We start from the raw sequence: 13,033 nt of genomic DNA, 5'->3' as shown, positions 1-13,033 counted from the left end.
CAATAAGGATTTGGATGAACAAGTTTATTTTAATCTTCGCCGTAGTCATGCTTGCCGGCTGCTCTACCACCAGCGCCAAAACTCATGTCAAGCGTGGTGTCAGCGGTATCGAGGTCGACTGTTCGGGCCTTGGTGGCAATTGGAGCAAGTGCGAGAAGCGCGCTGCCCGCGAGTGCAAGATGCAAGGCTATAGGGTCATCACCCGATCTAGCGATGCTAAGGACGAAGAGGGCGACTACCTGTTCGGCTGGAATCCCGCCGGCGCTGTAACTCGCACTATGCTGGTGATCTGTAATTGAGGCTCAAAGGCGCATGTTGCGGGTGTCTGCCTATGCAGCAGATAAGTTGTCGAGTGGGCTGTTCAAATTCATCAAGTCATGCTAAAACCTTTGAAGCGCTTTTCCTAGCTGCTTGAAAAAGAAGGGAAAAATATGACGAAGTCGGAGTTGATCGAACGAATTGTCACCCATCAAGGGCTGCTTTCATCCAAGGATGTAGAGCTGGCTATCAAGACTATGCTTGAGCAAATGTCCCAATGTTTGGCTACTGGGGATCGGATTGAGATCCGTGGTTTTGGCAGCTTCTCCTTGCATTACCGCGCACCGCGCGTCGGCCGTAACCCAAAAACCGGGCAGTCAGTCAGCCTTGATGGCAAGTTTGTGCCTCACTTCAAGCCAGGAAAGGAATTGCGGGACCGGGTGAACGAAGACGAAGAAGAAGGCGTCTGAGTCTTTTTGGGGTAGGAGAAATTTATGCGTGGAGCAAAGCGCGTTGTTTTTGTGCTGGTAGCGTTGATTGTTGCGCTAGTGATTTTAGGCTTTGTGCTGGAAAACCAGCAGAGCGTGGCCCTTTCATTCCTGGGCTGGACGACTGTACAGATGCCAGTGTCGGTATTTGTAGTAGTCGCGTTAATCATCGGGATGTTGATTGGTCCACTGCTAGGCGTTGGGTTGGCGCGTAGCCGGCGCCACAGGTCGATCTCGGCAGCGCGTGGTTAACAGTCTATCCTGATACCCAAGACGTGCGGTGAGGCCGTTGTTTAACAGCTAAAGCTCTAGCGCGTAGGCCTTCGACTGGAAGGTGACTGATGGCGGCGTCTGGATGTAATAGGGTTGGCCAGCGCGTATTTAGCGCCGCAGTTGGATATCCAGAGGTTAGCCGTTCCAATGTTTCTTGTTTGAGTATTCAGGTGCCGCACTCTGAGTGCTCGGATATGTACTACACGTATGTCTGACAGGTTAGGTGTTAGGTGTTAGGTGTTAGGTGTTAGGTGTTAGGTGTTAGGTGTTAGGTGTTAGGTGTTAGGTGTTAGGTGTTAGATTTTAGATTCAGGCTAAGCGGGAAAATGCTGCTGAAAGATAGCGCGTAATGCGCCCTATTTGGTTGCAGCGCCAGGTTCGTAGATAGATTAACAACGTGTAAAATTGAAAATTTTTGTATACCCATCTTGCAAAACTGCCCTCTGCGCAGCTTCAACTCGTTTTACCTCAAAGCAAATTTCTGTCATTAGTGTCTCGGATGGCAGCGTCCGCGGTCGCCCGTATTCCTTGTGATTACCCTCCAATACAACGCAAGTAGGGATTATTGCTCTGGAACGATTAACCCTCCGCTTTGAATCGAGCAGCGAACAAATCAGCAAACGCTAGTGCGACGACTCAGTAAGGGCGCCGTTTGGCGTGCGTATTTTCTGTAGGCTCATTATGCGAAAGCTGTTGAAGGTCTTATACACCTAATAAGTTAGCGAGCTATTTAATAGTTGCGCACTAATGGGGCGTGGCAGATTAGTATCATTTTGGGCAGCCCTTTCAACGTTAGTCGCTTTTTCATCATTCAGTTTTGTTGAATTAGAGAATAGGCGCTGTATCATCAACGCCCCAGCGTCGATAACACCTACGCGCACAGTTAGAGATGGAAAATTTCGCGGAGCCGATCAATCAAGCGTGACGCTTGGAGCGATCAGGCATCGCAGCCCGGATTTCCGATCCTAGTCGGATCAAAGAGGGCATGAATTTGCGGTGGCGCAGAGGCCTTCTGTGCCCTCACGCACCTAATAATGAAGCACCTACGTCAGGTATTTTTGATGATTCAATTTCTCGATCTAAAGTCATTGAACAACGCTCTCCGTGAAGAGCTCGTTGAGGCGGCTACACGTGTCATCGACTCGGGCTGGTACATTCAAGGTGAGTTTCTCAAGCGCTTCGAGGAAGAGTTTTCCATTTATACCGGTGCCAGCCACACCGTCGGCGTTGCCAACGGCCTTGATGCTTTGACACTGACCATTCGTGCCTGGAAAGAGCTGGGCAAGCTCAAGGACGGCGATGAAGTCATCGTTCCGGCCAACACCTACATCGCAACGCTGCTGGCTGTGACGGAAAACAACCTGAAACCGGTTTTGGTCGAGCCTGACGAAAATACCTACAATCTTTGTCCTGAGAAGGTCGAGCGTGCGCTGACGGCGAAAACTCGATTGATCCTGCCGGTCCATCTCTATGGGCAACTGGCCGATATGCGCGCGATCAATAGGATTGCCGGGCGTGAGAATCTACTGGTACTCGAGGACTGTGCCCAGGCGCATGGTGCGCAGATCGACGGCAGAAGTGCTGGTAACTGGGGTGACGCGTCCGGTTTCAGTTTCTACCCAGGTAAAAACCTGGGGGCGTTGGGTGACGCAGGCGCCATCACGTCTAACGATGCTGAGTTAGTCAGCATGATTCAGGCTCTGCGAAATTACGGTTCACACGAAAAATATAAGAATTTGGTGCAAGGCGTAAATAGCCGCCTGGATGAGATTCAGGCCGCAATGTTGAGCGTCAAGCTCAAGTACCTGCAGGCACAGACCGAGGCTCGTCGGCGTGTGGCAAGCCTTTATATGAATGGCATTAAAAATCCCTTGATTAAACTGCCCTTGGGCAGCGACGTCGATGTAATGAAGCATTTTTCTCACGTCTGGCACCTGTTCGTGGTGCGCTCCGAGGTGCGGGAAAAACTGGTACATCATCTCAACGCGTCGGGTATTCAAACATTAATTCACTATCCGATTCCGCCTCATCAGCAGCAGGCCTATGCAAGCGCCGAGTTTTATAATAAATCGCTTCCTACCACAGAGCGCATTCATCGCGAAGTATTGAGCTTGCCGATGAGCCCGATCATGACCGATTCAGAAGTCCAAAGTGTCGTTGAGGCGTGTAACGCTTTCTCTGTAGACGCCTGAATATGACGCTGCTCAGAACAAGCTTCCTCAACGGTATTGCGGTCGTTATCAAGATGCTCACCTTGCTGGGCATCAATAAAATGTTGGCCATCTATGTAGGCCCGTCGGGCTACGCTGCCCTGGGGCAGTTTCAGAATGCCGTGCAAATGGTAACGACGTTCTCGACAGGAGCCATCAGTACTGGCGTCACGAAGTACACGGCTGAATATCAAAACGATGAAGATGCGCAGCGCCGGGTTTGGCGCACGGCGGGTACAATTGCCTGTATGGGATCTGTATTGATATCGGTGCTTATCGTTATATTCAGCAAGCCGTTGGCTGTGTGGTGTTTTAATGATGAGGCCTTGTACAGCGTATTTATCTGGTGTGCGGCCACCGTCATATTCTTTTCATTCAATACATTATTGCTTGCGATCCTTAATGGTAAAAAGGAAATTAATCGATACATACTGGCTAATATCGGTGGAAGCCTCCTTTCTTTACTAGTCATTATCATTATGGTAAGACAGTTTGGTCTATATGGTGCGCTGATTTCATTGGTGCTGTATCAGTCTATCGCCTTCCTCGTGACATGCCTGCTGTGTTACAGAACCGAATGGTTCCGATTTTCCAATCTACTCGGAAAGTTAGACAGGCAAATTGCGATAAACCTGACAAAGTTTACCGCCATGGCGCTCACGACTGCTGCATGCGTGCCCGTTAGCCATATTCTGGTGCGTAATTATCTAGGTGCGGAGTTTGGCTGGGAAACCGCTGGGTATTGGGAAGCCATGTGGCGTCTGAGTACCGCTTATCTTCTATTAGTGACAACAACGCTGGGCTTGTATTTTTTACCCAAGTTGTCAGAGCTGATCAACCCGCTGGACATCAAGAGAGAGATTCTTCAAGGTTATAAACTGATTCTTCCTGTGGCGATGGTGTGCGGAGTAGTGATCTACAGCTTGAGGGATTTTATTATCGGCTTACTGTTTACCCAGGCGTTCAGTCCGATGCGGGATTTTTTCGCATGGCAGATGCTGGGAGACACGCTTAAAATTGCCAGCTGGATTCTTGCTTACCTGATGTTGGGTAAGGCAATGGTTAAAATGTATATTCTTACAGAGGTATTTTTTGCACTCAGTTTTTACGTGCTTACGGTGTTGCTGACCAAGGTGGGCGGTCCGGTGGGTGTGACATGGGCTCACGCAGCTAATTACGGTATGTACTTGATAGTCATGTACTTTCTTATTTATAGAAAGTTGAATAAAAATAACGCAGGATGAGGATGTGTTGCCCATGAGTCGCTTGCTATCTTCAATCCGCAATTTGATTCTGATGCAAACAGACGTCAACAAGAGCGTCGATTTAGCGGAAGTGTATGGGGCGATACTGTGGGCGGCCGATAAAGGTATTTATGACGACCCCGAACTGGAAGAAATATTAACTGCTCGATGCATGAGTATGCTCTCAGTGGACGAAATTCACTCGCCGTTGAAGGATTGTATTCATCTGATCTCGGAGCCCTATCTGATTGGCGGGCACACGCGGCTGATGGAGCAACTTTCGACAATGCATGCGGAAAAGCCTGCTCTGCTGATAACGCGTAAAAGTGCCCAGAGTGCGATCGAACGAACTCAAGGTTTTTTTTCCGAAAGCACCCTGACCAGTGCTTCCACACCCCTCGAGAAAATTGCTGAGATTATTCAGTGCCTCAAACCGTATAAAAGAGTGGTGATGCATATTCACCCAGATGATATGGTTTCTGTCATCGCATGCAAGATTCTAAAGACTGTCAGCACGGCGAAGATCTATTTTGTAAATCATGCTGATCATGTGTTTACTTACGGCAGCTCGGTGGCAGATGTCTACTTTGAACTAAGCACGTTTGGCCGTCGTCGAGACCTGAAAAAAACGATCTCTGGAAGTAAGTCTTTTCTAGGGATTCCGTTGACAAGCAAGTTGGTACCAAAGCATCACAGCCTACCCAATAAAAATAGCACGTTAAATTTTTTCAGTGCGGCGTCGCCCTTCAAGTTCAAACCGGTCAAAGGCTATGATCTTAGGCCCGCCATACGCAAGGTGCTGACTGAGTTTAAACATTCAACCTTCTGGATCGTCGGTGCCAACCCGCTTACCAATACGTGGTGGTGGCCATTAAAGTTGCGATACTGGAACAGGTTTAAAGTGGTTTCCTCGCTGCCATACGAAAGCTATCTGGCACTCTTGGAACGTGCAGATTTTTACGTCGACAGTTATCCAACGCCGGGTGGGACTGCCTTCGCGGAGCAACTTTTCAATGGGCGCCGTTGTGTCGGGTTACGCGCGCCTATACAAGGTTATTCACCCGCCGATAATTTGAAGAGTGAAAGTGTAGAGGGGTTTATTAACAGTGTTTTTCAGGGGGGTAATGATAGAGCTGTCATTGCGTCAGTGCTGGCTGTTAATGGGTATGAGGCAGTTAAGTCACGGTATCTGGCTTGTCTCTACGAAGATATTATGTGCGCCAATGAGATGGAGAAGCACGTGGCGTGGACGGGGGATATTAGCGTCTACGAGCAGCCGGGAAAAATAACCTCGGCAATTCCGCCGGAGGTCGTTTCCAGATTAATTGAATTTGATAAAAAATTTATGCGTGTTCTGTTTCTCGAGCTCAGCGCCACGCAGAAAATTAAAGTAGCCATTAAACTTGCACGTTTGAAAATCAGCGAGCTTCTCTCTAAAAAAAGCCGGTCGGGTAAAGCATGAGGTCATTAGCGTTACGCTTACTTCTAATAATGCTCATACTCTCGGACTATGTCATTTTAACGCTCCACGCCCCCAGTGCCGTTGGAGCCTGGCGCGAAGGGCTTGTACTGGCGTATGTGCTTCTGACCGGGTTAATCACATTTTTCCAAATCGGAACACGTTATACAATTCCCGAGCGGTATAAAGAACAGCTGTTGATTATTCTGTTTTTTATAATATTTTATTGTATCTGCGGCGAGCTTTCCGAAGCATCATTTCGGATGTTCCGGTCGTTTGCTATGCCGATCCTCTTTGCCCTCATGATCAATGCGGTGTGCCTGGGTCTGGCGCTAGAAACGAAGTTGCGTATTATATTTTCAACACTCGTCGTAATGACGTTTGTCTCAGGCGGTTATGCCATTTATCAATACCTGACAATCAGCGATCCGGAACAATTCTGGTATTGGCCGCTATTGTCCGAGAAAGGTTTCGAATTGGAGACTTATAATTCCATGAGAGACGGAAATCCGAGAATGTCGGGTTTCTTTACGGGCACCCTTGAGTTTGCGGCCTTCAATTTGAACACCACGCTCTTTGCGTGTTGTCTGCTTGTGCAAGCCTTTAGGGAGAAGACCTATGACCGACGCTTTTTCCTGTATCTGTTGGTGGCCATTTTTTCCACTGCGCTGATTATTTATGGTTCGGTGAGGACGGCAGCTATCGGTATGGTTTCAGCTGTGTTTTTCCTGGCAGTGTTACAGTTATTACGTCGAAGTTTTTTTATCGGCTTTCTCGGATATAGTTATTTTATCTGCGTGACGGGCTCTATTTTTCTATACCTTGCACTGGGATATACGGAAGATCTTTCTGCCCTTGACCGGGTTCGGCAGTGGTTGGTGGTGCTTGAATCACTCAATACAATGCCACTGGGTCTGGGTTTCGGTGCTATTGGACCAGGTCAACTATATTGGTTTGATTCACTGTGGTTGAATCTGCTGGCGTCCTCTGGTTATCTGGGCGTCGCTTTGATGCTCGGTCTGATCTGTTTCTACAGCAGGATTGTCATCGCTACCCAACAGCTGCGTATTGGGGGTAATGTATTTATGAGGGGGGTGGCTGATTATATGGTAATCAGTTACCCGTTTTTCCTGAGCAGCTTTTTCTTTCAGTCATATACGAATAGTGTAGTACTGTACCTTTTTGCGTCGATCGCAGTGGTGGTGATGTATGAGTCGAAATATCGTGCAAGCTAAAATTTCGATATTGATCGTTCTTTATAAAAGGCATTATAGAGAATCTGCTGCCATCACGACGTTATTGAGTAATGTCGCACTTTTTCGTGCGCAAGGTATCGACGTTGAATTTTTTATATGGAATAACACGCCTGAATGCTCTCCGGCGTTATCGGCTGAGAATTTGACGTGGCTTGAAGGTAATAATGACGGTTTAGCTTACATTTATAATCGCGTTGCAGACATGGCGTTTGCAGGGGGGGCGACGCATTTCATGATCTCGGATGACGATACGGATTACTCAAGCCAGAATTACGTAGAGGCGATTTCCGGCGCACTTGAATTCGAAGCCACTTCAGCAGTTGATTTGTTTGGCGTCATGGTGCCAAAAGTTTACTCAAGAGAAAAATTGGTAAGTCCGGGATTACGCTTCTGGTTCTTCGGCCGATTATCCGACGACGTTGACAGTGGCATAAACTCATCGCGTAATAAACTAGCTATCAATAGTGGTGTGATTTTCAATAAGTTTTGTTATGAGAAAATGTCACCGCTGTTTGATGAGCGTCTTAAGTTTTATGCGACGGATACCGCATTCTTTGTAAAGTATGAATCCTTTTATCCTCATTTTTATGTGTTGGACACGTGTTTGCAGCACGACCTTTCCGAACATACATCGGACAGCGCCGAACGAGCCATTTTTCGCTTTCAGGAAATGATCTTGGGCTTACGCGTCATCTTCGAGCATAAGGGATACCTCTTTCATGGCCTTATGGAGGTGTATCTGCTCGTCTCCTCGTTAAGAAAAAGCCTCTCCTATAAAAACGCAGGATTTTTCCGTTCCTATTGCACGTCGTTTAAAGGAAAAAATAATGCTGATAGAATTAGTTGAATTTCTTTCTTTAAAAGTGAGAAAACGTGGCATCAAAATTGATAAGCGCATTTCTGATGCCTATCTGTTGAATCTCGTTTTGTCAAAAGTGGTAATGGCGATAAACGGGTTTTTAAAGTTTAGAAGGTTGTCAGTTATTCTTGTAGGAAAGGGCGTTACTCTAAAAGCCAGATCGATGATCACTACAGGTAAAGGCTTGGTTATTGATGATGGATGCTTTATCGACGCATTGGCGGTCAAGGGTATTGTCTTCGGGCGGGGGGTTTCCTTAAAGAAAAATGTGACAATCGAGTGTACGGGTAGTTTGACTAAATTAGGCGAAGGGCTCTCGGTAGGTAACGATGTGGGCATTGGCAGCGGTAGTTTTTTAGGCTGCGCCGGTGGCGTTACTATAGGAAGTGACACAATCATCGGGAATTATGTTTCGTTTCATTCGGAGAATCACAATTTTTCCGACCCCGCAATACCGATTCGTCTTCAGGGCGTTAACAATGAAGGGATCCACATCGGCAATAATTGTTGGATAGGGGCTAAAGTGACTGTTCTGGATGGTGTTGTTCTTGAGGACGGATGCGTTGTAGCCGCAGGAGCAGTCTTGAAGGCGGGGCGATACACTGCTAACTCCATATACGCAGGCGTTCCGGCAAAGCGCATAAAAGAACGCAGCTAAAGGATTTGCAGTGAAAAAAATTATATTTTTCCATTTGTTGAATGACTACAGCGGGAGCCCTAAGGTTCTTTTGCAGGTTATTGAGGCAGTGGCAAAGAAAGGCTTTGAGGCCGAATTATATGTGGGAGGGGGCGCTGAAGGCGGTTTTCTCTCTTCGGCGCCATGCGTGCAAAAACGCTATTTTTATAAGAGATTTGAAAATAAATATTTGACGCTGTTGAGCTATAGTCTTTCGCAGCTGATTCTGTTTATAAAATTATTACGCTATCGTCACGCCTCTGCGATTTTCTATGTCAATACGTTACTTCCCTTCGGCGCGGCGCTAGCAGGGAGAGTGCTCGGCATCCAGGTTATTTATCATATTCATGAAACGTCAATCCGCCCTAGACCCTTGAAGCTGTTTCTGCGGTGGATGGTTGAAAGGTGCTCCAGCAAAAATATTTTCGTCTCGCGCTTTCTAGCCAAGGCTGAGTCTTTTACGAACATAGAAAGTCGTGTGATTTATAATTCGATTCCTCAGGACATGGCCAGTAGTGGTGCGAATCACGTATATCCTTACGCGTCGAGTAATAAATTCAATGTGCTGATGATCTGCTCCTTAAAAGCTTACAAAGGTGTGAATGAATTCGTACGTATTGCTGATCTGTTAAGCGGTCAACAGGATATCGAATTTAACTTGGTGCTCGGTGCCAGTGATTCTGAGGTGGATGATTTTTTTTCGTCCGTCACGTTGCCTGATAACTTGACCATTATTTCCCGGTGCAAGGATGTGATTCCTTATTATCAGAGGGCGAGTGTTTTACTGAGCCTTTCGAAGCCGGAAGAGTGGGTGGAGACGTTTGGCTTGACGATTCTCGAGGCGCTTTCGTTTGGTGTACCTTGTATTGTTCCTCCGGTAGGCGGACCTGTCGAACTGGTGTCGGAGGACAAGGAAGGTTATCTCATTGATTCAAACCGTGTGGAGGACATCGCCGCCAAACTGGCGTTTCTCCATAAAAGTCCTGAGGTGTGCTTTCGCTTGTCTGAGGCTGCAAGAGTGAAGTCACTTAGTTTCTCAGTTGATAACTTTGAAAGTGATGTGATTGAGGTGTTTAATGGGGTTTAAAATAGCAGTGATCGGCACGGTCGGTCTCCCAGCCCAGTATGGTGGGTGGGAAACGTTATCGGAGCAATTGGTCACTTACCTTGACCGAGAATATGGGATCTCGGTCTATTGCAGCGCACGGTCATATTCAACTCGGCCTGCAAAGTATCGCAATGCCGACTTGATTTACCTTCCGTTGAAAGCTAACGGCGTGCAAAGTATTCCTTATGATATTGTCAGTATGCTGCATGCCTACCGAAAGCATGATATTTTGGTGGTGCTGGGTTTGTCGGGTTGTATTGCGCTTCCTTTTTTAAAGCTGCTTACCAAGAAAAAGATTGTAGTCAATATCGACGGCTACGAGTGGAAACGGGCTAAGTGGTCAGTGCTGGCGAAGAAATTCCTGAAGTTCTCAGAAGCCATGGCAGTTAAATACGCCGATGCTATTGTTACCGATAATAAAGTGCTTCAAGACTATGTCCGCGATGAGTACTCACGTGAAAGTACTCTTATTGCCTACGGTGGCGATCAGGCGGCTACCAGTGCACTGGGAGAGGCGGACTTTGAGCATTATCCATTCCTTCGTAAGCCTTACGCGTTCTCAGTCTGTAGGATCGAGCCGGAGAATAATATTCATATTATTCTCGAGGCCTTCAGTACGGGTAGCTTGCCGTTGGTGATTGTGGGGAATTGGAAACAAAGCGAATACGGTGTAGCCCTGCAGGATAAATACGCGGGCGTCGGGCATCTTCACTTATTGGATCCTATCTACAAGAGTGAGGAACTGAGCCCGTTGCGCAGTAACGCGACCGTCTACATTCACGGTCATAGTGCGGGTGGCACCAACCCGTCCCTGGTTGAGGCCATGTGGCTGAGTTTGCCTGTGATTGCATTCGACGTATCTTTCAATCGTGCGTCTACTGAGGACGGTGCAAAGTTTTTTTCGTCCAGCCGGGCACTTGTCGATTGCGCGTCACGTCTTTTTGCCAATGAAACCGAGCGCGCTGAGCTGGGTGGAAAAATGCATGAGATTGCGGTGCGTCGTTATCGTTGGGAAGGTGTCTCTTCTCAATACGACAAATTATTCAAAACGCTTCTTTCATCTGAGAGGACTTAGCAATGCTGGATGAAATTAGCGTTAGTCCCGCTCCAGGTGCGTCCACTGTACTTCTCACAGGCGGAACGGGATTTGTAGGGCGCTCAGTGCTGGATGCGTTGGTTAAGGCTCAGTATCAAGTGGTGAATGTAACCCGCAAGACGGTCCCTTCGCCGCTCCCTGGCGTGCAGGATTTTATTATTGATTCGTTGACAGGGGGCATCGACTGGACAGCGCCACTGTCGGGTGTGGACGTGGTCATTCACTCTGCCGGTCGAGCGCACATCATGAACGAAACCCATAGCAATCCATTGCAGGCGTTTCGGGAAGTTAATGTGAACGCTACGCTCAACCTGGCTCGGCAAGCCGCTGACGCCGGCGTTCAGAGATTCATTTATATAAGCTCGGTTAAAGTCAATGGTGAAGAAACCAGCGCTGGCCGTGCGTTTACGCCAAAGGATGTCCCTGCGCCGCTCGACGATTATGGAGTGTCCAAGCTGGAGGCAGAGCAAGCGCTCTTGGAGCTGGCGCGTCACACTTCAATGGACGTCGTCATCATTCGGCCCGTCCTGGTGTATGGGCCAGGCGTGAAAGCCAACTTTGAACGAATGCTCTCTGTCGTTGACAGGAAGCTGCCACTTCCTTTTCGCACGATTGATAACCGAAGAAGCCTAGTCTTCATTGGTAATTTGGTCGATCTGATTTGCGTGTGCATCAAACATCCTGCCGCTTCGAACCGCGTGTTCCTCGTAAGCGATGGTGACGATCTGTCTATTGGACAGATTCTGAAAAAGCTCGCCGTGGCGATGAACAAGCCATCCTATGTGTTTGCTTTTCCTTACGCGTTATTGAATGTTGCAGCAGCGATAATCGGCAAGAAAGATTTTTTGCAACGGTTGTGCGGTTCGCTTCAAGTCGATATCACAGACACGCGGGAATGCTTAAACTGGACACCTCCAGTAACTACTGACGAGGCTTTTGCAATCACGGCTCGGCATTATCAAAAAAAGCAGAATGGACCGTCCCATGGGTAATTTGGCTGAGATGCTTAAGTCCAGGGATAATAATTTTAATTTTATCCGGATGGTGGCGGCATTTTTTGTGTTGGTGTCACACTCGTTTCCGCTATCTCGTGGCGCTACCGAAGTTGAGCCGTTGATGGCTCAGCTTGGAATAACACTCGGTGGCTTAGGCGTATTTACTTTTTTTTGCATATCCGGATTTTTCATATCGCTGAGTTATGAGCGGTCCAAGACCAAAATTGATTTTATCGTGGCCAGATTTTTAAGGTTGTACCCTGCGCTGTTGGTTGTATTGGTGTTAAGCGCCTGGGTAATTGGTCCGTTGTTTACCGATTTTAGTTTGCATGATTATTTTTCTTCTAAAGAAGTACATAAATACATCACAGGGAACTTGAAACTGAAGGATATTCACTTTCAGTTGCCAGGCTTGTTTCAGGATAATCCCTATCCCGGAATCAATGGTTCTCTATGGACGTTGTATTACGAGGTGCTGCTGTACGCAATGGTGTTTGCGCTCGGTGTTGTCGGTTGTTTGACACATACTCGTCGGGTGTCGATATTTTTTGTACTGTATTTTGTGTTTTATACAGTATTCAACCTGTTGCAAAAAAATGAGTACCTGATTGCAGGTTTCCAGCTTCGCACGTGGGTGCAGTGGAGCTTCGCATTTGTTATCGGGATGATATTTTATGCCTACCGAACCAAGGTTCGGCTGAGCGTCTGGATGTTAACCCTTGGCTGGTTGGCCGCGTTGTGTTCCTACAGGTCTCCCTTGTTCGTAGAAGTGTTCGTGATCGCATGGAGTTATTCCGTCTTTTTCGTTGCCTTCAACACCCAGTGGTTCGCACGCCAATACAATAAGCTCGGGGATTACTCTTACGGTTTGTACATATATGCTTTTCCTACTCAGGAGATCCTTGCGCACACGTGGAAAGGAATATCGCCCGTTGAAATGATTCTCGTGGCGCTTCCCGTTGCATTGGTTCCGGCTGTCCTGTCGTGGCATTTGATAGAACACCCTTGTATTCTGCGCAAAAAAGCGCTGGCGTCCTGGCTGTCCCTTTCAATCGCCAAATATTCGGGAAAGTTTGCTAAGTATTCGTCTAAACGGTTGTGAATTGAAAGG

13 protein-coding genes are annotated in these 13,033 nt (G+C 47.5%); all 13 read left to right on the top strand.

The window, feature by feature from the left end:
* The first annotated feature begins 14 nt into the window (after nt 1–14).
* The 13 genes from AACW30_RS19845 to AACW30_RS19785 all read left to right on the top strand — a co-directional run bounded on the left by AACW30_RS19845 (nt 15) and on the right by AACW30_RS19785 (nt 13,024).
* Complete coding sequence (locus tag AACW30_RS19845) at nt 15–299, top strand: hypothetical protein (protein ID WP_200623150.1); 285 nt, start codon at nt 15–17, stop codon at nt 297–299.
* 132 nt (nt 300–431) lie between these two features.
* Complete coding sequence (gene ihfB, locus AACW30_RS19840; protein ID WP_003218804.1) at nt 432–728, top strand: integration host factor subunit beta; 297 nt, start codon at nt 432–434, stop codon at nt 726–728.
* Between the two features lie 24 nt (nt 729–752).
* Complete coding sequence (locus AACW30_RS19835; RefSeq protein ID WP_106576868.1) at nt 753–998, top strand: lipopolysaccharide assembly protein LapA domain-containing protein; 246 nt, start codon at nt 753–755, stop codon at nt 996–998.
* 1,082 nt (nt 999–2,080) lie between these two features.
* A complete protein-coding gene (locus AACW30_RS19830) occupies nt 2,081–3,211 on the top strand; it encodes a DegT/DnrJ/EryC1/StrS family aminotransferase (RefSeq protein WP_200623148.1) in 1,131 nt (376 codons plus the stop codon).
* Between the two features lie 2 nt (nt 3,212–3,213).
* The gene (locus tag AACW30_RS19825; RefSeq protein ID WP_200623146.1) at nt 3,214–4,473 is read left to right on the top strand and encodes an O-antigen translocase; all 1,260 of its coding nucleotides are present in this window, start codon (nt 3,214–3,216) and stop codon (nt 4,471–4,473) included.
* A 13-nt stretch (nt 4,474–4,486) separates the two neighbouring features.
* Complete coding sequence (locus tag AACW30_RS19820) at nt 4,487–5,935, top strand: hypothetical protein (RefSeq protein ID WP_200623144.1); 1,449 nt, start codon at nt 4,487–4,489, stop codon at nt 5,933–5,935.
* 29 nt (nt 5,936–5,964) lie between these two features.
* Nucleotides 5,965–7,167 carry a hypothetical protein gene (locus tag AACW30_RS19815; protein WP_200623142.1) on the top strand — a complete coding sequence of 401 codons (1,203 nt, stop codon included), beginning with the start codon at nt 5,965–5,967 and terminating at the stop codon, nt 7,165–7,167.
* The gene (locus AACW30_RS19810; protein ID WP_200623140.1) at nt 7,142–8,035 is read left to right on the top strand and encodes a hypothetical protein; all 894 of its coding nucleotides are present in this window, start codon (nt 7,142–7,144) and stop codon (nt 8,033–8,035) included. Before AACW30_RS19815 ends, AACW30_RS19810 begins: the two co-directional genes overlap by 26 nt.
* Nucleotides 8,016–8,705, top strand: coding sequence for an acyltransferase (locus AACW30_RS19805; protein ID WP_200623138.1), 690 nt, complete (start codon nt 8,016–8,018; stop codon nt 8,703–8,705). Before AACW30_RS19810 ends, AACW30_RS19805 begins: the two co-directional genes overlap by 20 nt.
* A gap of 10 nt (nt 8,706–8,715) precedes the next feature.
* Nucleotides 8,716–9,810, top strand: a complete 1,095-nt coding sequence (locus AACW30_RS19800; RefSeq protein ID WP_200623136.1) for a glycosyltransferase family 4 protein — start codon at nt 8,716–8,718, stop codon at nt 9,808–9,810.
* Nucleotides 9,800–10,906 (top strand): DUF1972 domain-containing protein, encoded by a 1,107-nt coding sequence (locus AACW30_RS19795; RefSeq protein WP_200623133.1) that lies wholly within the window; start codon nt 9,800–9,802, stop codon nt 10,904–10,906. Before AACW30_RS19800 ends, AACW30_RS19795 begins: the two co-directional genes overlap by 11 nt.
* Nucleotides 10,907–10,908: 2 nt before the next feature.
* Entirely contained in the window at nt 10,909–11,919 is a 1,011-nt protein-coding gene (locus tag AACW30_RS19790; RefSeq protein ID WP_200623131.1) for a UDP-glucose 4-epimerase family protein, read from the top strand.
* Nucleotides 11,912–13,024 (top strand): acyltransferase family protein, encoded by a 1,113-nt coding sequence (locus tag AACW30_RS19785; RefSeq protein ID WP_200623129.1) that lies wholly within the window; start codon nt 11,912–11,914, stop codon nt 13,022–13,024. The genes AACW30_RS19790 and AACW30_RS19785 overlap by 8 nt, the downstream gene beginning before the upstream one ends.
* Nucleotides 13,025–13,033: the final 9 nt, after the last annotated feature.

It is taken from the genome of Pseudomonas sp. MF6747 (assembly GCF_963890955.1).
GTDB lineage: Bacteria > Pseudomonadota > Gammaproteobacteria > Pseudomonadales > Pseudomonadaceae > Aquipseudomonas.
Note: the sequence above shows the minus strand (reverse complement) of the source record. Positions and strands in the feature narration are given on the sequence as shown.